The sequence below is a fragment of the Desulfogranum japonicum DSM 18378 genome (assembly GCF_000429945.1).
Taxonomy (GTDB): Bacteria; Desulfobacterota; Desulfobulbia; order Desulfobulbales; family Desulfobulbaceae; genus Desulfogranum; species Desulfogranum japonicum.
In genome coordinates, this window is sequence record NZ_AUCV01000002.1 from 41873 (window position 1) to 64268 (window position 22396).

Annotated in this window: 15 protein-coding genes; 9 read left to right on the forward strand and 6 right to left on the reverse strand. The window is 43.9% G+C overall.

The window, feature by feature from the left end; all coding sequences use genetic code 11:
• Nucleotides 1-123: 123 nt before the first annotated feature.
• On the forward strand, nt 124-1557 hold the full coding sequence (gltA, locus tag G493_RS0102160; RefSeq protein WP_051308946.1) for an NADPH-dependent glutamate synthase: 1434 nt from the start codon (nt 124-126) through the stop codon (nt 1555-1557).
• A 145-nt stretch (nt 1558-1702) separates the two neighbouring features.
• On the opposite strand, the gene G493_RS0102165 is transcribed toward gltA, so the two are convergent.
• Nucleotides 1703-3136: a carbon starvation CstA family protein gene (locus G493_RS0102165; RefSeq protein WP_028579046.1), complete on the reverse strand. Its 1434-nt coding sequence runs from the start codon at nt 3134-3136 to the stop codon at nt 1703-1705.
• A 141-nt stretch (nt 3137-3277) separates the two neighbouring features.
• Here G493_RS0102165 and G493_RS33295 point away from each other — a divergent pair, with 141 nt between their 5' ends.
• Together G493_RS33295 and G493_RS0102175 are read left to right on the forward strand one after the other, a co-directional pair.
• Nucleotides 3278-3454: a hypothetical protein gene (locus G493_RS33295; RefSeq protein WP_153306411.1), complete on the forward strand. Its 177-nt coding sequence runs from the start codon at nt 3278-3280 to the stop codon at nt 3452-3454.
• Between the two features lie 83 nt (nt 3455-3537).
• Nucleotides 3538-3900, forward strand: a complete 363-nt coding sequence (locus G493_RS0102175) for a hypothetical protein (protein WP_028579047.1) — start codon at nt 3538-3540, stop codon at nt 3898-3900.
• Between the two features lie 207 nt (nt 3901-4107).
• Here the strand turns inward: G493_RS0102175 and G493_RS0102180 are convergent, their stop codons facing one another.
• The gene (locus tag G493_RS0102180; protein WP_028579048.1) at nt 4108-4521 is read right to left on the reverse strand and encodes a hypothetical protein; all 414 of its coding nucleotides are present in this window, start codon (nt 4519-4521) and stop codon (nt 4108-4110) included.
• 312 nt (nt 4522-4833) lie between these two features.
• Here G493_RS0102180 and G493_RS0102185 point away from each other — a divergent pair, with 312 nt between their 5' ends.
• The gene (locus tag G493_RS0102185; RefSeq protein ID WP_028579049.1) at nt 4834-5697 is read left to right on the forward strand and encodes an NAD(P)-dependent oxidoreductase; all 864 of its coding nucleotides are present in this window, start codon (nt 4834-4836) and stop codon (nt 5695-5697) included.
• Nucleotides 5698-5749: 52 nt separating this feature from the next.
• On the opposite strand, the gene G493_RS0102190 is transcribed toward G493_RS0102185, so the two are convergent.
• Both G493_RS0102190 and G493_RS0102195 read right to left on the reverse strand, forming a co-directional pair.
• Nucleotides 5750-7465 carry a LytS/YhcK type 5TM receptor domain-containing protein gene (locus G493_RS0102190; RefSeq protein WP_028579050.1) on the reverse strand — a complete coding sequence of 572 codons (1716 nt, stop codon included), beginning with the start codon at nt 7463-7465 and terminating at the stop codon, nt 5750-5752.
• Between the two features lie 56 nt (nt 7466-7521).
• Entirely contained in the window at nt 7522-8301 is a 780-nt protein-coding gene (locus G493_RS0102195) for a LytR/AlgR family response regulator transcription factor (RefSeq protein ID WP_028579051.1), read from the reverse strand.
• Between the two features lie 610 nt (nt 8302-8911).
• Here G493_RS0102195 and G493_RS0102205 point away from each other — a divergent pair.
• Entirely contained in the window at nt 8912-10138 is a 1227-nt protein-coding gene (locus G493_RS0102205) for an FprA family A-type flavoprotein (protein WP_028579052.1), read from the forward strand.
• A gap of 101 nt (nt 10139-10239) precedes the next feature.
• On the opposite strand, the gene G493_RS0102210 is transcribed toward G493_RS0102205, so the two are convergent.
• On the reverse strand, nt 10240-10920 hold the full coding sequence (locus tag G493_RS0102210) for a DUF2293 domain-containing protein (protein WP_028579053.1): 681 nt from the start codon (nt 10918-10920) through the stop codon (nt 10240-10242).
• A gap of 551 nt (nt 10921-11471) precedes the next feature.
• Here G493_RS0102210 and G493_RS0102215 point away from each other — a divergent pair.
• From G493_RS0102215 to G493_RS31690, 3 genes are all read left to right on the forward strand, one after another.
• Nucleotides 11472-13307, forward strand: a complete 1836-nt coding sequence (locus G493_RS0102215; RefSeq protein WP_161629779.1) for an autotransporter assembly complex protein TamA — start codon at nt 11472-11474, stop codon at nt 13305-13307.
• Nucleotides 13304-16759, forward strand: coding sequence for a translocation/assembly module TamB domain-containing protein (locus tag G493_RS0102220; protein ID WP_028579055.1), 3456 nt, complete (start codon nt 13304-13306; stop codon nt 16757-16759). The genes G493_RS0102215 and G493_RS0102220 overlap by 4 nt, the downstream gene beginning before the upstream one ends.
• Nucleotides 16760-16956: 197 nt before the next feature.
• Complete coding sequence (locus G493_RS31690; protein ID WP_161629780.1) at nt 16957-19119, forward strand: sensor domain-containing protein; 2163 nt, start codon at nt 16957-16959, stop codon at nt 19117-19119.
• Between the two features lie 67 nt (nt 19120-19186).
• On the opposite strand, the gene G493_RS0102230 is transcribed toward G493_RS31690, so the two are convergent.
• Nucleotides 19187-19639, reverse strand: coding sequence for a C-GCAxxG-C-C family protein (locus G493_RS0102230; protein WP_035273254.1), 453 nt, complete (start codon nt 19637-19639; stop codon nt 19187-19189).
• 572 nt (nt 19640-20211) lie between these two features.
• Here G493_RS0102230 and G493_RS0102240 point away from each other — a divergent pair.
• The gene (locus G493_RS0102240; RefSeq protein WP_035273255.1) at nt 20212-22086 is read left to right on the forward strand and encodes an anthranilate synthase family protein; all 1875 of its coding nucleotides are present in this window, start codon (nt 20212-20214) and stop codon (nt 22084-22086) included.
• Nucleotides 22087-22396 lie beyond the last annotated feature (310 nt).

Below are 22396 nucleotides of genomic sequence, written 5' to 3' on the forward strand. Positions count from 1 at the left end.
TGTCTGATTCCAGGAGAGGTTCATGCAACGTATCGTTATGCAGGCTGTATAAAACGATACGTTGCATGTCAGTCCTGAACAGACTGGCCATTTTTTTAAAGATACTAACTTGCGGAGTTTTTGATGAAATCAACCAACGAATCCGTATCTGAAGTACCTCAAAAAGCAAAAGGCAGGGTGAAAATACCCCGTCAGCCCATGCCGGAACAGGATCCCCGTCGTCGCCGAACGAATTTTGAAGAAGTACCACGGGGATATAGTGAGGAAGTTGCCATGCTTGAGGCTTCCAGATGTATTCAATGCAAGAAACCTGGTTGTGTGCAGGGATGTCCGGTCAATATTAACATACCAGCATTTATCAAAGAGATTGCAGAAGGGCGTTTTGTTCAGGCTCTTGGAAAGCTCAAAGAGTATACAGCACTACCTGCTGTTTGCGGACGGGTCTGTCCCCAGGAAAGTCAATGTGAATCGCGTTGTATTCTCGGTAAAAAAGGCGAACCCGTAGCCATTGGCCGCTTGGAACGTTTTGCTGCTGATTATGCCCGCCAGAATAATGGTGTTCCTGAGAACAGGCATGCATCTCCAACCGGTAAAAAAATAGCGGTGGTGGGTGCCGGACCAGCAGGTATAACCGTAGCAGGTGAACTGGTAAGCCGAGGGCATGAGGTTGTCATGTATGAGGCCCTGCATCTGGCTGGAGGTGTCTTGATGTACGGCATTCCCCAATTCAGACTCCCAAAAGAAATTGTGCAGTATGAGATCAATAGTCTAAAAAATCAAGGGGTCACCATCCATACAGACTATGTAATCGGCAAAAGTGAAACGGTTGATCAGCTACTTGCAATGGGCTTTGACGCTGTATTTATTGGAACCGGTGCTGGCCTGCCTTCCTTTCTCGGAATTGAAGGTGAGAATGCCACAGGCGTATTTTCAGCCAATGAATTTCTTACCAGGGCAAATCTGATGCGAGCCATTGATTTCCCTCGATTTGCCACCTCTCCGGTGCAGGCTCATCGGGCTGTAACTGTTGGAGGGGGAAATGTGGCCATGGATGCCGCACGAACTGCTTTACGTATGGGGGCAGAATCTACCATTGTGTATCGTCGAAGCAGGGAGGAGATGCCAGCCAGGGGAGAAGAAATACATCATGCTGAAGAGGAAGGCGTTAACTTTCATCTACTGACCAATCCGGTTCGCATTGTCACCGATGAAAACAATCAGGTTACAGGTGTTGAATGTTTGCAAATGGAGCTTGGTGAGCCGGATTCCTCCGGAAGAAGACGCCCTGTACCTGTGGAGGGGAGTGAATTTATTGTACCTGCTGACACGGTTATCATTGCCATAGGTAACAAGCCAAATCCCCTGGTGCCGCAGACATCTCCTGAAATTCAAACAAGTAAATGGGGCACCATTCTTGCCAATGAAGAGACTATGATGACTTCAAAACCAGGAGTTTTTGCAGCAGGCGATATCGTTTCCGGTGCTGCTACAGTTATCAGCGCAATGGGGCAGGGAAAAATCGCTGCAGGCGCCATCCACAGTTATCTCTCCAAGTAACTGTTATCATCACCTTATAAAACAGCCCTGTTTTCCATGGAACGACATGGGAAACAGGGCTGTTTTTATATCCCCTTTCTGCCTGTCTGCAAAGGGGATATTCTGCCTTTTTTACAGCAATATAACAACGAGCAGTATAACCTCGTTATATACTTTCAGGTTGCGGATCATCTGCTAGAGTTTCTTCAGGACGAGCATAGATCAAAAATATAACGAATACTGCAAAGGCGATTACTACGCTGGCAATATTGGAAGGCATGGCAGGCAGACCAAATCCGATTTTTGCCTGGAGGATAAACGCAGCATCAACCGCGGTCATAAAGGTGGCAGGAATGGAGCATATCCAGTGCAGTTTGTTCTTCTTGGCCAGGTAGATAGCTGCACTCCACAGAACCAGCATGGAAAGCATCTGGTTGGACCAGCCAAAATAGCGCCAGATGATTTTGAAATCAACCTGGGTGATGAGAAAGGCAATGATAAAAAGGGGAATGGCAATCAGCAGACGTTTTGCAATTTTAGACTGATCCATTTTAAAAGTTTCAGCAATAATGAGACGAGTGGAACGGAAGGCTGTATCACCGCTGGAGATAGGCAGGATAACCACGCCCATTATTGCAAGGAATCCGCCAAGTGGGCCAAGTAATGTGTTACATGCTTCATTAACAACTGCAGACGGTGTTCCTGATGCAATAACAGCATTCATGGCTTCAGGGCCACTGTAAAAGCTCATACCTACGGTGGCCCAGATAAGAGCAATGATGCCTTCAATGATCATTGAACCATAAAAGACCTGACGCCCATGGTTCTCGTTACGAATGCATCGTGCCATAAGTGGGGATTGGGTTGAATGAAATCCACTGATAGCACCGCAGGACAGGGTGATAAAAAGAAGTGGCCAGATAGCTTTATTACCAGGATGAGTATTGGTGGCGAAATCCAGATTTGGAAGAATATCATAGCCGTGATAAATCAGCCCTCCCATGATACCGATGGTCATAAAGAGTAGCAATGCGCCAAAAACAGGATATAACCGACCTATAATCTTATCGATGGGAAGCACAGTTGCAATGAAGTAATAGAAAAAAATACAACCTATCAACAACTGTACATTGAATCCGGTCAGATTACTCAGCAGTTTTGCTGGGCCAAGAATAAAGACAACGCCTACAAGCATGAGGAGAATAATAGAAAATATACGTAGCACCTGCCGAGCTGTCATACCCATGTTATCTCCAACAACTTCTGGTATGGATTTCCCCCCGCTGCGAATGGAAAGCATGCCACTGAAATAATCGTGCACACCTCCGGCAAAGATACTGCCCACCACAATCCAGATCAGAGCCGAAGGACCATACAATGCTCCGAGAATTGGACCAAATATCGGTCCCAGACCAGCAATATCAAGAAGCTGGATAAAAAATACCTTCCACGTCGGCATGGATATATAATCCACACCATCTTCCTGCACCATACATGGTGTTTTTCTATTGGCATCAATTCCAAAAATTTTTTCGACAAAAACGCCGTAGGTAAAATAGCCGAGTATAAGTAACCCGACACAGGTAAAAAAAAACGCCATGGGACAACCTCCTTTTGTGTAATGGCTTAACCTGCGGTAACTCGATTTGCTGTGTCCTTCATGTAGGAGAATGGTGTACATATCAGAGATATAGTGTCTGTTATCTGCCAGAATACACCTTCGAGTTGCCTGCAGAGAAACGTGGCATTGCTTATCAATATGACCACTGAAAATAAAGCAAGCAGGTTGAGACAACCATTATTTGTAGCTGAGAGGTATAAACGCAGGGTTAAAATGCGCACAGATAGCGTTGAAATGCATCAGGCGGAGATGTTCTTTGTTGAAAAGATGGTGTCTGTCATTGCCAATTTCTCCTGATCTCTTACAATATACGTAACTGGTTATAAAAACAAGTTTACGGGTTGCTGATACAGGTGAAATATATACAGGAGGGTAGGCGTATGACGAAGCAAATGTCGTATACAAAAATTGAGAATGACATCCTTCCAAAATTCAGAAAAAACATGAACCTTGCTGAATCCACTGAAGATGTAAAAAAATTTTTCAGCTATGCTATGCAGGAGTTGCTTGGTAGAGTGTTTTCTGATGATTTTATGCCAACCTATGATGATATTCAATTGCAGCCAGGTCACAGTCCCCCGTATCTTTTAAGTGATGCGATATGTCAGCTTGAGAAATATACTGCCATTTGGGACCATTCAGATCTGGCAGAAATTTTACTGCGTTTTGCAAAGATGGCGAACCATCGCTATGATCATCTCGAGAAAAAGCCTGAAAAAACCGAAGCGAAGATAAGAATGTGAATAACGTTCAATGGCAACATACAGGCTGTTGACGCAACAATTTGGCTGCCCGAAGAACAGGCAAAATTGGATGTTATATTTTACAATTGGACCTTTAAAAGAGCAGCAACGCTGCTCTATATAAATTTTCAATGCTACCCGTGCTCAAAAAACATACAGGGTAACTTGTTTTTCTTTGCGTATAATCAATAATATGAACCAGTGTGATTACACTCCTAGGGCTTCAGCAGCTCTATCGTAATCATCTGCTTTAACATAAATAAGGTAACCATAACTTCCTCTTCCATCGGTTACCCCACTGGTAGCATAAACATTAATATTTGCTTCATACAATTGCTGATGCAACTTTGCCAGAGCCCCTAACTCATCGTCCCCCTGAATAAGTAAAGCATGATGTGGACCGTCCATATTCATTCCTGACAGTTCTGCCTCACGGATCAATTTCGCTGGTTCCTCTGGGAAAAGGGCCAACTGTGTAGAATTGGGACCAATAGGGACTGCGGAAAACGCCAGTTGATTTATTCCCCTGTCAGCGAGCATATTCAGCAACGTATAGGCCTCTCCGGGTTGATCTGGCAGTGTTACATAAAAATATTGAACCCTCTTAATAGTTAGCGACATATTTCTTCCTCCTTTATTTCAGGATAAGAATTTTGTTTCTCTCCTAATAATAGGCCGTTATCCCAGACACTGTCAATGTTAGTTGCCTGTCCCTGCTTGGGTAAGGGTCACTGAAAAAATAAATTATCCAATCTTGGTGGATCTATGATTACTTGCTGTTGACTGTGTAGCATAGGTGATTAACCCTATTGATATGTTTGTCTTTTATCTCTTGGATATTAACATGGGGGTATTCAATCATGTCAATGCAGAGGAGTGTATTTCTTTTTAAAAGCGGGCGGCTTCTTAACCATAATTGTAGAGGATAAACCTATGAGTACATATGGATTTCTTGGCCTTGGTATTATGGGTACAGCTATGGCCACCAACCTGATTCAAGCTGGTTTTGATGTGACAGTATGGAACAGAACAAACACAAAATGTGCCCCTTTGGTTGAACTGGGGGCCAAACAGGGAGAATCTGCTGCAGCTGTTGTTGCAGGATGCGACATAACTTTTGGGATGGTCTCAGATCCTGAGGCTGCCCTTTCTCTATGTTTTGAGAAGGGTGGGGTTCTTGAAGGAATTACTGAAGGAAAATCGTATATTGATGTTTCAACTGTCGACCCTGACACTGCTTCCACAGTTTACAAAGCAATACAGAATAAAGGTGGCAGATACCTTGAAGCTCCGGTTTCGGGTAGCAAGCAACCGGCAGAAGATGGAACATTGGTTTTTCTCTGCTCAGGTGATGAATCCCTGTATAGCGATGCTCAGGAAGCCTTGGATGTAATGGGAAAAAAATCCTTTTATTTTCCCTTAATCGGGCAGGGTGCCCAGATGAAATTAATCATTAATATGGTCATGGGGACTATGATGACCGCATTTGCCGAGGGGCTTTCGCTTGGGCAAAAAGTTGGACTTCAGCCAAACGATATTATTGATGTTATTGCACAGGGGGCGATCAATAATCCGATGTTCCAGCTTAAAGGCCCTCGTATGACCGAGGGGATGTTTGCCACCGCATTTCCTTTGAAGCATATGCAGAAAGATATGCGCCTGGCCTTGTTATTAGGAGATGCACACAATCAGCCTCTCCACACAAGTAGTGCGGCAAACAACGCTTACATCAGGGCTAAGCAAAACGGGTATGGTGAGGAAGATTTCTCTGCAGTAATAAAAAATATTGAAAAATAGTAAAGAGTTACAGGCTAACACTCTTTATCGCTAAGGATTTCTCTCTAACGTTTCAGGTGGCGGTAAGCAAATCTTGTCTATGAGGAATACAAAAAGAAATGGTTGTTCCCTTGTTCGGGAAACTTTCTATATGTATACCGTATTGTGGTCCATAGATGTGTTCGAGTCTGAAATGGGAGTTGCGTAAACCAATACCACATGTGCTGGAATCCATTTCCCGGCGATCGAGCAGTGTTTCCAGGACTTTTTCTGATATTCCTGCTCCATTATCCTGGACAGTGACGTGTAATTCATTGTGAAGATTTTGAATATTCATGCCTACGGTCCCTCCACTTTCACGGACTTTCAAGCCATGTTTGATGGCATTTTCAATCAATGGCTGAATGATAAGTGAAGGGATCGGCCACTGTTCACAACCTGGTTCAACCTGTATATCGACCTTTATGAGTTCACCAAAACGCGCCTTCTCTATGGCGAGGTAGGCGTGTATCTGCTCCAGTTCATCGGCAAGGGAAATAAAACCACGACTGGAATCAAGGTTCTGGCGCATGTAAAAAGACAAGTCGAGGATAAGTTCTCTGGCTTTGTCTGGGGCTGTGCGACAGAATGAAGCGATGGTATTCAGTGAATTAAAAAGAAAATGTGGATTGATCTGTGCCTGGAGATGTCGTATTTCGGCATGGGCAAGTAACTTATCTTTAATCTGAATGTCTTCAAGTTCAAGTTGAATGGAAAACAGATCTGCCAGGCCTCGGGCAACCTCAAAAAGAATGGTATTCAACGCAACTGTTGCTGAACCGTAAAATTTTACTGTCCCTACAATTTTCCCACTTTTTTTAAGGGGAACAATAATCGCAGAATGGAAAGGGCAGTCTTCATGCTGACATCCAATGAGTTCTTTCTGTTTAAGGAATATAGCTGAACCTGAGTCAATCACCCGCCCTGTAGCCCGCGTGGAAATGGGATTTTCCGGCAGGTGATGGTCGTTTCCCTCTCCTACATGGGCAAGAACATGGGTTGCGTCGGTTACAGAGACCGCGACCACCGGCAGTTTATCATAAATGACCTGTGCCATGGCCTTGGCACTTTCAACATTTAATCCTGCACGCAGGTAACCCACAGTAGTATTTGCAATGTCAAAAATTTTCTGGGTCTGGTCTGAGTCTCGACGTTCCCGATATCCTTTAAGGGTGTTCAGGACATGTACAAATAAAGTCGCCCCCAGACTGTTGCCAATAATCATGGGCCAGGCAATGACATGAACCAGTTCTCTGGCATCATCTATGGGCCGGGAGAACAACAGCACTAACCCCATGTGCATTATTTCCGCAGCAAAAGTCAGAATAAAGGCAATTCTCCAATCCATGGACCTGTCTTTAAGATAAGCATGGACGAGCCCTGCGAGAATCCCTTCGAGAACAGTGGCCAGGGAACAGGCGAGGGTGCTGAATCCCCATGGGTCAATGAGAAATCGATGGGCACCTGCTATGAAGCCCGCGCCAAAACCAACAACCGGGCCGCCAAAAAGACCGGCTGTTATAACGGCCATGGCCCGTAGGTTGGCAATGGAATTAAATATGGCATTCCCACTATATGTGCCGAGTATTCCGATAAAACCGAAAAAAATAATCAGAAAAACTCGGTTATATGCGGAGTCACGACGAAAATTCAGCTCCTGGACAGGGGAGAGTGTCAGTACGACAAAGGCACCGGCAATCAGCAGACCAACGTGTTTGAGCAACAGGGTGATGAGGGCTGTAATAGTCATTGAATCAAACTTGCGTGAAATACATGCATGAAAAAACTGAAAAATCAGGATGAACATCAGAGCCCAAGTTTCATTTTGAACTCTCTGACCCGGGAACGGCTGACTGCCAGTTCTGTCGCAAAACGATCATCCATGATGAGATTATATTTACCATGAAACCAGGGGCTGAATTCTTTGATAGCGTTGAGATTCACGAGAATTGCACGGTGGACGCGGAAAAAAGACGAGCCGGCAAGATGCTCTTCCAGCTTATCCATGGTAGTGATGCCATGAATTGGCAGTGCTTCGTTGGAGGTGTGGACAAGGATATGATTGTCCGCATAGCTGCAGAAGACTATCTCTTCGGGCGAAAGCAGTCGCATTTTGCCTTTCTTTTCAACGGAAATTTTAATCAGTTCTCTGACCGGTGGAGATACTTTGTCCAGCAGAACTTGCAACTGTTGTTCAATAAAGCTGTTATTTTTCTGGGCAATAAGAGTTCTGACTTTTTCCAGGGTTTGCGCAAGGCGGCGGGAAGACAACGGTTTCAGAATATAATCTACCGCACTGGCTTCAAATGCCTGTATGGCGTAATTATCAAAGGCTGTAGCAAATACATAATGTGGCTTTGGGGCTGTCTCAGATGCGAGTGCTTTGATGACCTCGAAACCATTGCGGCCCGGCATTTGAATATCCAGAAAAACAAGATCCGGTTTCAGCTCTTCAATTTTAGCTATGGCTGCTGTAGCAGAATCAGCTTCATCAATGATGTCTATTCCCTCATAGGCGGAAAGCAAGAAGCGTAATTCATCGCGGGCTGGGGCTTCATCATCAACAATGATACATCGGATATGCATAATTAATACAGTGTGCAACTTAAATGATTGTGGAACGTGTCCTGTACCTCATCAATGTACCGATAAAATTAAGGAGAAACAAGAAGTATTACCAGCGATGCCGTGTCCCATTATGGCCCCTGCAAAGCAAAGGTGGAGCAAAAATGACACAAAACTGTTTGGGGTATAAATTGAATGCCAGAAAAAGACACTGTTGTTAAATCTTTTCCTGATTATGTTATCTCCCCTATCCCGTGTCTTTATTCAGGTAAAAAAGCATTCAGTGATGTTGCAGAACTCATATCGAGTTGAACAAAAATCGATCTTGTGTGTGTATTTTGCACTATACAAATAGCTATTCTGTTCTATTTTTATTCTCTACATGAGTTCGTTCGGATTCAAGACTGTGCAAGGGGATTGCTCCGAGAATGATCACCTGTAATCAAATCTCACTATGTCACAGTGCAGTCCTCTCTTTCTGGCGTATATAATGTGTCGTTGAGAAATCCGAAATCTATGTGGTTACGTTTTTGCACCACCGCAATGTTGTGTAAATCAGTTTTTCACCAAAACCCTTTGACTGGATGGATACTTACCATGAAAAGGGAATTTATTAAGGAGTGTTGGCAGAATGAAAGTACAAAAAGTGGTTGACGATATCTATCGTCTTGCAGTCAATATTGAAGATGAGAACTACCTCTTTGAAGGAATTTGGCCTATTCCAAATGGAATCAGCATTAACAGCTACCTGATCAAAGGGGAAAAGAATGTGCTCATCGATTTGACCCAGGATATTATGGACTTCCCTAAAGCAATTGCTGAACAGATGGAAGACGCATCCCTGACAGTCGAAGATATTGACATCATAGTCGTTAACCACATGGAGCCTGATCATTCCGGCTGGTTGCGTGAGTTTTGTAAGAAAAACAGCAAAGGTGTTATTTATTGCACCAAAAAGGCAATTCCTTTACTCCAAGCTTTTGGCGATGTTCCGCCAGAAAGGGCCATTGCCATTACAGATGGCATGACTTTGGAAATTGGTGATTATGAACTCCAGTTTTTTGATACCCCAAATATTCACTGGCCAGAGACTATGATGACCTATGAAAAGAAACGCGGGATTCTTTTTGCCTGTGATGCGTTTGGGTCATATGGAAAGGTTGAAGATGATACCATCTTCGACGACCAGCTATCTCAGGAAAAACATCAGTTTTTTGAAAAGGAAGCGTTGCGCTATTATGCAAATATCGTGGCGACATTTTCTCCTTTTGTCCTCAAGGGACTTACCAAACTTTCAGGGTTGGACATAAAGGTAATCTGCCCCTCCCATGGTATCATCTGGAGAGACAATCCCGGTGTCATTATTGATCATTACAAACGCTACGCTGAGTACAGCAAAGGACCGGCAGAGAGAGAAGTCACTCTGGTCTGCTCAAGTATGTACGGTAATACCAAGTCCATGATGAACCTGGTTGTTGAAACGCTGAAAAAACGGCAGATACCGGTACATGTCTACCAGGTACCCGGTGACGATATCGGCTATATTCTTGCAAGTGCCTGGAAGTCCGCCGGCCTGATTTTCGGAATGCCTACCTATGAGTACAAGGTCTTTCCGCCTATGTCCCACGTTATAGAAGAATTGCTGGTGAAAAAAGTCACCAATAAGAAGGTTTTTCGTTATGGCTCTTATGGCTGGGTAGGTGGAGCACAACGTGACTTTCAATCCAAAATTGAAAAATCAGGTTGGGACCTGCTCAGTTTTTACGAATGGCAGGGAGCACCCACAGAGGAAGATAAGGAAAATATGGTCAAAGCCCTTGATTCATACTGTGATGAACTGATTAAATTTACAGAATAAATTGTATATCAAGCGGCCACGTACCCAACGTGGCCGCTTGATTTTTTATGCCTCATATCAAGTTGATGAACAACAACTCGAAAAGTTTTGAGAATGACGGATTAGTCCTGTTTGGTCAAGGCCACCAGAAGTGGACAATCAATACTCACAGACTCACCTTTACGATATCTGTTGAGCACTTGCTGTGATTTTTCAGCAAGTTCCCTACGAACCTCTCTTCTCTTCCCTTTGATGCGAGCTATGCGCATACTGTCATACAGGGTTGTTTGATGTCGCATCCAGGCAATAACAGCAGCCGCAACCTTGCGCTCAATGGGTAGCCTGGAAGTCCTGGCGACTGTTCCAGATCCCACAGGCGTGGCATGTTTAGTTACGGCCAGGGCTAATTTTTCTGCGATTGGTGCATGTTGGGCAGGAAACCGAAGGTAGTCAAGGGTGGCCTGATAAAATTCTTCAACATATGCTTCATGCTTTTTCTGCCTGCGTTTTTGCTCAGCTTCTCTGCGTTTGCTGTATTCAGGAGCATTACGTTTCTCTTCAATTTCTTTCTGTCCTGCTGTAATGTGCTCTTTTTGTATCCATATTCCCATAGAGATGTCCCTTTTTCTCTTCTTAACCTGAACCTGCCAGTGCGGACCTCTTTTTTTCACATTTCTAGTCAGCGGTCCATCGCCAGCAGGTAAAAAAGCCCAGTTATCTGGTGGGATAAGGAGCTGATTATCTTCAGTAAGTACAGTACCCTCTTTATGGCCGGGCTTTACTATTCGAGTAGTATCTGGCATATTTTAGTATCTCTCAGGCTTTCATTCTATTTGCTATTAGGGGCGCGGAAAATAATAAATATCCAAAAATTGCGTAGTATATCGGTTTGGTGACGTCGTCGCCTCAATGGTTACATATTGGCCGTATTGACCTATTGAGGCGACGACGTTACCGAGTTGAGATATAAGCAAGATCCGATAATTTATTTTTCCGTGACCCTTACGTATAAGAAAGGGCTCTTGTTCAGGTGGCCGGCTTGCAGGCCTCATATTCCCGTTTCAGAAAAAAAAGAGCGGACTATATGCCAGCCGGATGATACGCGCAATTTTTTTCTCTTGTTATATACCATCTCCATTTCTTATCTTCTCAAGCTGCTATATTCCTTCCTGGTTACAGTGGAGTTTGCGATTTGATTTGTTCAGATATGTCAAGAGCGTAGTAATGAAGTTTTTTTTACGGTATATTGCACCGTGTCTTTTCCGTTGGATATAAGGACTTCCCTGGTTGAATCTGAAATGCTTGTGATTCAGTATTTAGCTGTACCAGCAAAACGCACACCTGCAGTATGCAAATGAACCGATCATTTTGTTGCGATTATTCACACCCTATTATGTTTCTCGTGACAGCTAAACAGAAAAAGCGATCCATCATCTCCCGTGGGATGCGTATATTGGCGTTGGCACTCCTAGGGGTTGTGTGTATTTTCAGTGTGACAGGTTATGGAGCTGAGGATATCAAAAATTTCAGCTTTAATATCCAGGGCCTTGAAGATTCATTACAACAAAATGTTTCTGCCTCACTGTCATTGCAGGAATTTCAATATACTGAGCATTATACCCCGGAACTTCTTGACAATCTGCTCAGCAATGCGCCTGATAAAATTCGAAATGCGCTTCAGCCTTTCGGTTATTACTCTCCCAAAATTTCGATTTCCCAATCTCAGCAGAATGGTCACACGACAGTGCTTATTCATATAGACAAGGGGGAGCCGATTCTTGTGCAATCAGTTGTCATAGACTGCATTGGTAAAGGATGCGAAAATCAACGTATACAAAAAGTTGTCAGTCAATTTCCATTGAGATCAGGTGATATTTTTAATCATCAGGTCTATTCCCGGGGCAAACAGCAGCTCATCACCAAGACGCTTGACCTTGGGTTCCAGAAGGCTTTTTTTGAGAAGAAGCAAGTAGCTGTCAATGAGGGAAATAAAACTGCTGATATCACATTACATCTTGATGTCGGGTTACAATACTATTTTGGTGCTATCACCTATAAATGCGGCTTTATCAAGGAACGTATTCTGAAAAGAATCACTGGATACAGGCAGGGAGATCCTTTTTCACCCAGGGCACTGACAACAATGCGGCAGGCTTTGCTGGCTACAGAGTACTTTGATACAGCTGAGGTTGAATATGACCTGAGCAAAGCTGACCAGGACGGCAATGTACCGGTCACAATCACATTGACACGCGGCAAAAGAAATCGCTACGGTATCGGTATGGGGTACGGTACAGACACCGGTATTCGTGGTTCTCTAGAATGGTATAACCATCGTTTGAACAAGTACGGCCATCAACTTGATCTGCAATGGCAGCCTTCGGAGCGGAAAAGTTATTTTGGAGGTATCTACACTATTCCCATAAGCGATCCCAATAAAGAGCGGGTTACAGTATTGGGTAAATGGGAAAATGAAAACTATGACAATACTGATACAGAAAGCCTGTCAACGGCAGTAAGCTATGATCACCTTCGTAAAAACGGTGAATATAGTATATATCTCCGTTATATCGATGAAGATTATACAATAGGCGGTGAAGATGGACAAAGTGCTGTTCTTGCGCCTGGGGCTAAAATTTCGTGGAGATGGGTTGATAATCGTATTAAAGCCAATCAGGGATTAAGTGTCACAGCAGAATTCTGTGGTGGCAACAAAAATTTTTTATCTGATACCACTTTTATTCAGGGATCAGTCAGTTCTAAAATTATTTTACGTTTTTTAGATCGATACCGTTTCATTGGTTTTGGTAAAGCTGGAGCTACCATTGCTGATACGTTTTACGATCTTCCCCCTACACTTCGATTTTATGCAGGTGGAGACCAAAGCGTTCGTGGATACGGCTACAAGCGTATAGGTCCTGAAGACAGTGAAGGCAATATCATAGGTGGTAAATACCTGTTGACCTATTCTGCTGAAATTGAGCGACAATTGTCAGACACCTGGGGCGTTGCCATGTTTCTTGACAGCGGTACAGCCACCAACGAATGGGACCACCTGGAAATGAAACATGGCGCTGGAGCAGGTCTTCGCTGGTACGCCTCGTTCGGGCAACTGCGCTTTGATGTGGCCAGGACCCTGGATGATGGTAATAATTGGAGAGTGCATTTTACATTAGGTGCAGACTTTTGAGAAGAATTGTACTGAGAACATGTCTCTATATTCTGCTGTTGATCGGGGTGCTACTGGTACTCGGCAGTACCACGACCCCAGGTTTGCGCATTCTGTATACAGTCGCCTCTTGTATTGCACCGGGGACTCTGGAAGCCTCTGCCATCCATGGAACTCTACTGAATAAAAGTGTTTTTGAAAATGTGCATTATCACTGGAAAGATGTGGATGTTACCATTTCAACGGTGAGTCTGGAACCTGTACTTTCCAGCTTATTTTCTCTTTCTCCCAAAGTCACAGCAGTACATATCGGAGACATGGTTATTGTTTCTGAAGAAACAGAAGAACCTTCCGACACTCACCTTGCGCTGCCTTTTGTATTACAAGTGGATAAGGCGTCCATGAACTCCCTGGTACTGTATAACACCGACGAAACAGAACCATATTTTATTTTGCGTAAAGCGGCCTTCAGCCAAGCTGAATGGCACAATGAGAAAATCACCTTTACCCACCTGGAAGGGGTGTATGCTGACGTTTCAGTTACCTTAACCGGTCAGATAGAATTATGGAAAAAATTTCCTCTGGAAGTCACGGGGGCATACTCAACTGATGTGCCTGGAATTGGGTATCTCCAGGGAACCGGCTCTGTAACAGGAGACTTTGCCTTGCTGAAGGCGCAAACCAGCCTGGAACTGCCAGTTAAAATGGATATGGAAGGTGAAATCGTATTCAGTGAACTTCAGGAGAATACGTGGAAGCTCCAGGCCATTGGCAAAGATATTTCTTTACAGAATATAAACGCTGACTGGCCGGCTGTAGAACTGCATGAACTGGACTGGAACGGCTATGGAACCTTTAAGGCTTTCCAGGCAGACTTCGACACATCTGTTACCTATGGGGATGTCCTCAATGCTACGGATATAACCGGCACTTTTGAGTTGGATGCAACGGGGTTACACGTTTCCTCCTGTCGTGCCCGTCAGGAAAATACAGAGTTTTCCGGAACAGGAAGTCTGCAATGGGAGAAAGGACTTCGCTGGGATATTGTTGTAAATGGTGAATCCATCGACCCCGGTATATGGTTTGCTCAGTGGCCAGGTAACCTCCATGGAAAACTTGCTCTGTCTGGTTCGTATGCCAAACAACTGTTGACTTCAGAGATATCTCTGAGTGAGCTCAGGGGTGTTTTGCGAAATTTTCCTGTTGATGCTTCTGCTGCTGTGAGTATCAAAGGTAATCAAATTGACGTTCATCAGGCACATCTGTACAGTGGTGATACCCATGTTACGGTGCAGGGAAGTCTAAATGGGCAAACAAATCTGGATGTTACACTGCAATCTCAAAACCTGAATGAACTTTGGCCCGGTATACACGGTAGACTGCACATAAAGGGCAACATGCAGGGCAGCATGCATCAGCCACTCATTGATGTGCAGGCATCAGGTAACGAAATAGCCTATTCTGAATTACAAATACAATCATTACAGTTGGCTGCCAAGGGTACCCCTTTTTCCCAAGAGGATTTTTCAGGAACTTTACATATTAGAGATATGAATATGAACGATTATCACCTGGATATCGTTCAATGTAAACTGCAGGGGGTGCATGGGAATTCAGTTTTGGATCTTTCTTTCAATAACGATGTGTCTAATGGAGAAATTGTACTTCAGGGACAGTATAAAGATACAGCTGTGAAAGGAAATATCCGCTCCTTTCATATCACTGATAAAAACTTTGGTGCATGGCAACTCTCGAGAGAAACAGAATTTATGCTCTCTACCGAAGCAAGTCATGTTGCCCCCTTCTGTCTTGCAAGTGAAGAGCAGGACAGAATTTGTCTGACAGCAGACAGCACCCTTGCTGCATGGCAGGTTGAATTGCAACAACTTCACCTTTCTTTACGTAACGTAGAAGAGGTACTTGACAGACCTATCCCACTTGAAGGCGCTCTTGTTGGGAAGGGTTCTTTCAAGGGTAAAGGTTCTGTCTTAGAGCAAGCACAAATGGAACTGTTTTCAGAAAAGGCGAACCTTACAGGCTTTATGGCCGATGAAATTGAAATTTTCAGAGAGGTTGGCGCGATTAGCAGGTTGGAATTTATTGAAAAACAGTTGATTGCGGACCTTGATATTCATTTTCAGAACGATGATTCCCTCAAAGGCAAACTGCTCTTAAACAATTTTGACCCCGGTAATTTCAAGCCGGCGGATACTCTGCTTAATGGACAGATTATTGTGTCTTTGCACGATATTTCAGTGATTAATCCGATCACTGAAGGGTACGCGATTTTACAAGGCACTCTGCAGGGGGAGCTTCACCTGGAAGGGACCCTGGCTGACCCTTTAGTATCCGGGCAGCTCGGTCTTGAAAATGGAGTTGCGGACATTGTTCCTTTGGGTATCACTCTTGATCCTGTTGTTGCCTCTGTGACAGGGGATATGAAGGAGGTCGAGCTGTCAGCTCAGGCCCATTCAGGTAAAGGTGATATAACCGTTACAGGCTCGTTCTCTCCTGTAAATGGTTGGCAGCAACCCATTACAATTCGTGTACAGGGAAAAGATTTTGAAGCTGTTCGCCATTCCTATGTAAAAGCTGAAATTTCACCTACGCTCATATTTTTACTCTCTCCTGAAGAATTGCAGGTTCATGGAGATATACATATTCCTTTTGCTGAAATTTCACAAAATGAAGAGAATACTCCCATTCGGCCTTCCAAGGATGTTGTCATTGTCGATGAATCTGCACCAACCGCAAATGATAGCTGGCCATTGTATGCCAATATCAAGATAATAGCCGGTGATGATGTTTCCATTGATGCCTATGGGCTTCGGGGAAAAATACGGGGGCAGTTGGAAATTGCTGATCGGCCTAATTCGCTGCCCATTGGAAATGGCGTTGTGCGAGTAGAAAACGGTACATTTACCCTATACGGTAAACGACTGGATATCGACGTAGGCCGCCTTATTTTCACAGGAAATCCCCTTGATAATCCAGGCCTTGAGGTTCACTCGGAAAAACGTGACAACGGAACCACTGTGGGCGTAAATGTCGGTGGTTTTCTTCAGAGTCCTGAAATACGTCTGTATTCAACGCCATATATGGAACAATATGAAATCCTTGCCAAGTTGCTCACCGGTACCTCAGCAGGTGGTGAATCCAGAGAAGATACTGGAATAATAGGCGAGCTGGCCACCAAGGCCGGATTCGGAGAACTTGCTGACTTGATGCGTGATTCCAAAGAGTTATTGCATATAGACGACATCAAGGTCGATACAGGTGATTCATTTGATGAAGTATCCTTAATTATCGGGACATGGCTAACTCCACGATTTTATGTGAGCTATGGCAGAAATCTGCTTAAAGAATCAGGAAGTTTCAATACTCGATATACCCTTGGGAAAGGATTTTATATCAAAACAGAAACCGGAACCAGTCAGAGCGGCGGAGACATTAAATATGAATTTGTGCGCTGACATCCCGTAACAGTTTGCCTGGAGGAGGACAAAAACAGCCATCAGCTGATATCTCATGATCTGTACATTTGCCGCACATGTGATACCATGATTATAGCCTTATACCAATTTTCATCTCGTTCACCTTTTACCAGATTGTATATTGTTAATTCATCCGGAAAATATTTGAGATGTCACCAATAAGGACACTTTCAGAAATGGCTTTGCATGAAAATGTTATTAACCAGGTTATGGACAGTAGTCCTGTTGCACTTTTTGTTTTGAATATGCAACATGAAATTGTTTACTGGAATCATGCCTGTGAGGTGATTACCGGTCACTCTGCTACAGATATGACAGGTACCAACGAAGCGTGGAAAGCGTTCTATTCTCAGCCTAGACCGGTTATGGCAGATCTTATCGTTGATGGAAAAACGGAAGACATACCTACCTATTATTTGGGCAAGATAAAACGTTCTCCGATTCAGGAAGATACGTGGGAAGCAGAGAATTTCTTTGACCATTTTCCCGGAGGAGGGCGGTGGCTTGCCTTTTCAGCCAAACCTCTACGAGACAGCAATGGCCAACTCATAGGTGCCATTGAAACATTGCGGGATATCACTACCGAAAAACAGGCTTTTCTTGATATGGAAGCCAGCCAGCGAATGTTGCAGGAAGTGATAGATGGCTCGCCTGTTCCCATGTTTGTTCTTGACAGAAAGCACCGTATATCTCATTGGAACAGAGCCTGCGAAGCCATAACCGGGGTCATGTCTGAAAAGGTGGTAGGTACAGGTAAACAGTGGAAAGCATTTTATGAAGAAAAAAGGCCCGTTCTCGCTGACCTTGTCATGCAGGGGAATACCTATGAAATCCCGGAATATTATCAAGGCGGCTGTCAGCGCTCTGACGTAATCAAGGATGCATGGGAGTCTACAGCTTACTTCCCCCATTTTCCTTCAGGACCCAAGTGGCTCTATTTTACGGCCGCACCCTTGCGTGATAAAGATGAACAGTGTATCGGCGCTGTGGAAACGCTCCAGGATGTCACTGCACAGAAATTGTATGAACAGGAACTTGCTCATCAGGCCAATCATGACTCTCTGACCGGACTTGCTAATCGTAGTTTACTTGATACCCTGCTAAAAAAAGAAGTCGTCCAGGCACAGCGAAGTGAAACCATTCTTGCTGTACTTTTCATAGACCTGGATAATTTCAAACAGATCAACGATACCCTGGGGCATTCGATCGGAGATCGTGTTATCCGTCTCATAGGACAGCGTATAGCAGGGAGCGTTCGTGATGTGGATACTGTCGCCCGGATAGGCGGGGATGAGTATGTGGTACTCTTGCATGAGCCAGAATCACAGCTCTTTATTACCAGGGCCGTACACAGGATACTTGGAGCGGTGCAAGAAAAATTCAGCATAAATAATCAGCCGCTGCATATTGGTTGTTCTATAGGTGTGGCCGTCTATCCCAAAGATGGCGAAACTGCCTCTGCATTGATGATGTATGCTGATGTGGCCATGTACAAGGCCAAAGAAAAACACAAGGGCGGGTTTTGTTACTTTCAGTCTGAAATGACCGAACAGGCACGGTTGTGGCTTAATTTAAAACAAGATCTCCACCAGGCTGAGCTACGCAACGAATTTGAACTTTATTATCAACCTCAGTACTCATTACAGGATCAACGAATAATTGGTGCAGAGGCGCTGATTCGTTGGAATCACCCCACTCAGGGTATGCTTCATCCAGGTACGTTTGTTCCCATTGCAGAGGAAACAGGTTTAATCTTGCCCATAGGTGCCTGGGTGGTCGAAACTGCTGTTTCTGAGGCTTGTCGCTGGCGCAATGAAATAGGGACTGATATACGTTTGTCTGTAAATATTTCAGCCAGACAATTTCGTTACGATGAACTGGTAAAAATGTTGTTACAGATAGTGGAAAGAAGTCATTTCCACCCATTTTTTCTTGAGTTGGAACTTACCGAAAGCCTTGTCATGGAAAATCCGGCACGGGCAGTGAAAATTTTGGCTGTTTTAAAGGAAAAAGGATTTTCTCTCGCTATGGATGATTTTGGCACAGGTTATTCCAGTCTTGCGTATCTGCGACGCTTTCCCTTTGACATGATTAAAATTGACAAGTCATTTGTCGATGATGTCGGTAGAAATAGAGAGGCTGAAGCCATTATTACGGCTATGTTGAATCTGGGACAGGCACTGGGCCTTCGAATGGTTGCTGAAGGAGTTGAAACAGAGGAACAACTTGATTTTCTCCGTTCTCGAGGTTGTCATGAAATTCAAGGATTCTTCTACTCCAAGCCATTAAAGGCAGAAGATTTTTTTACGTTGCTCAAAGATGGAGGAACAAGAGTGTAAGGTTGCTTTGCTTCAGCGGAGTAATATTTTTAGTTGTGGCATGGCCCTTCATGATTGCTATTTCAGGTTATGATGGCTGTGTATGACCTGAAGTCAACTGTTCCAGCAGTTCTGCGGCTGTACGAATAAAATGGGGACAGACGGTCTGAAACAGCTTTTCTTCCTGTGCTTTTTTCATACCTTCTGACGTTCGTATATTACATCCAAGCAGTGCCCTGCAATATAACGAACCGCAGCGTGCAACGAAAGCCTGCTGAAATGTTTCTACTGCCTGATACACGTTCCTGCGCCCCTTACCTGTGGACGATTCAGGGGTTCCAAAATGAAGCCCCAATACCATGATTGAACCGGTAACGACACCGCATGTATCCGCTTTGCGCATACCTCCTGCAAAACCTGCAGCCAGACATAGAGCCAGGTTTTCATCAAGCCCGTATATGGGAGCATATTGCGTGAGAATGGCCTGTGAGCATGCATACTGCCTTTCAAATTTTGAGAGTGCGCCATCTATATTATCCAATTTTTTTCTCCTGTATGTTGTATAAAGGCCGCAAAAGGATGTAGGTAAAAACGATGCACAGATACCATGGAACAGACAAAAAAAGCAATGACAGGCTGTTGACTTTTACCAAGGATTCCACATTATACTTGACAGTTTTTTCATCACTCTTTATGCTCTTTTTCAATATATAATTATCTAGTGTCTGTCCAGAAATGAGGAGTTTTGCTCAAGTTTAGCTAAGCGTAGACTCCGAGGCATGCGATAAATTTTACCGCAGACATATACTTAATATTTCGAGGATAAAATTTTGAGCATAACACAAAAATTGGGTGAAAAGCCTATTTATGCACAGATACTAGCTAACCTCATCACCCTGAATTTTTATGATTATTGATTTATCCACTCGCATACTCTCTTCCTGGCGCATGTGGCGTAGCCGCTGGAACGGTGAATTGCGAGCTTGGCACTAAATCAGGAAAAATCTAAAAATACACTAATTTATCCTTACAGGCCACTCGGGCAGGTAAGGATTTTTTTTTCAGGCAACCTGTGCGAGCTCCTGTAGAAAGAAAAACAAAGGAGCCCCAGCCATGGACAACATCGACTTTCTACTTTCCTCTGCATCGCCTGCTTTTGCCCTGATTCAAAGGCAGGACAGCGACGAAATCTACATTTTTACAGGACGGACAGCTCAATTTAACAGTGTGCATGAGATCCCCAGAAATTCCCAACATGACAGCAACGGGCAACTTCAACACCATACGTTGAGTGTCGTACCCTTTCATCAGGTATCTGAGAAGGGTTACCAGACTCACCAAGGCGATGAACGGATACGGACACTGTTAATTGATACAGAATTACGGGTACGAACTGACACATTGTTAGCATTATTACCTGATAATGAGATTTCCCTTTCCACTCCTCTCCATTTTACCACTACTGAGAAGGAATATGCAGATATCATCCGGGCAATTATCGAAGATGAAATAGGGCAGGGAGAAGGAGCTAACTTCGTCATTCCTCGTGACGGAATGGGGTGTGTCAAAAATTTTGACAGAGCTACAGCACTTTCCATTTTCAGGAAATTGGTAGCTAATGATTACGGTACCTACTGGAAATTTCTGGTGTGGGATGAACAAGGCTGTTTTGTTGGGTCTACTCCTGAGCGTCACCTGGAGGTACGCAAAGGAAACGTAAAAATGAATCCGATAAGTGGCACATTCCGAAAAAATGTAGAGTACGAATGTCGGCAGCATTTTAAAGATGAGCTGATGCATTTCCTGCGGGATCAAAAGGAAATTAATGAATTGTTTATGGTTGTCGATGAAGAGTTGAAAATGATGGCACGTATGTGCGACAAAGGGGGTGCCATCATTGGTCCACTCATCAAAGAGATGTCACGGCTTATTCATACTGAATATTTACTCAGCGGACAAAGCGATAAAGATCTCATAGAACTGTTTATTGATTCCATGTACGCTGCAACAGTTGTAGGCAGTCCCGTGGAGAATGCCTGCCGTATTATTAAAAAATATTCTCAGCATTCCAGAAGATACTATGGCAGTGCTTTGCTCCTCATGGGAAGAGATGAGCAAGGGATGGATTTTTTGGATTCTCCAATCACCATACGCACCCTTGATTTTTCGCATAATGGGACTTTTCATATCAGTGTTGGTGCTACCCTTGTTCGAGATTCCAATCCTACTGACGAGGTTGATGAGACCCGTGCCAAAGGTGCAGCTGTGCTATCATGTCTGGAAAAAGGAAATGTCACGCCACAACCAAGATTAATGTCACGGCTTGCCAATGATGATTCCATAGCAGAAGAGTTGGTGCTACGTAATCAAAAACTTTCTAAATTCTGGTTCTACCAGCAGAGCGCTTTCTCCATCAATGCTTCTGCATCAAAATATACGATTAGCCTTATTCAGAATAATGATGACTTTATATATATGCTAAGCCATATTTTGCAGGCGCTTGGACATATAACCCGGGTAACTTCCTGGGAGGATTATGTTTTTTCTGAAGATACAGCAGACATAGTTTTGCTCGGTCCTGGCCCTGGCAACCCTACAGCCAGCGATGTAAAAAAGATGCATATAAATACAAGTATATGCTCACAAATTCTGAACACAGGCAAACCTGCTTTATTTGTTTGCCTCGGGCATCAAATTCTCTGCCAGAATCTGGGATATACTATTAAAAGAATGCCGTCACCCATGCAGGGGATACAGGTTGCTATAGATTTTTTTGGCCGTTCTGAACTTGTGGGTTTCTATAATACCTTTGTTGCAACACATTCCGGTGAAGCCACATCTGATGCAATCAGTTTTCTTGATGGCTCAAACCGTATTGCAGCACTTCGTGGTTCCCATTATGCAGGATTTCAATTCCATCCAGAATCTCTTCTCACGAGCAACGGTGCGCAAATTCTCGCTGAATCCATCGACTATATCATGCGGTAAAAATCAGCATATAAAGGAAAAAACGTGGGCATCCATCTACGACTATCAGGTGAGCAGGATAGTATTCACTTATGAACAGAAATTCGGATGCCCGCACACTTTTGCTCTGAACCGGAACAAGATATCACTTTCCACTTGATCATAAAGTGTAACAGGCTGTCATAGGTTCCAGCAAAACAGCATCTCCAGGCGTTCTGGTATTTATCAGTGTCTTTCTCGTATTTAGGAAAAGGGCTTGGGGTTGGAAGAGATGGTGGAAAATGTTTCCATATAGACTGTAAACACTATCAGGCGTAGCAGGTGAAGCTTA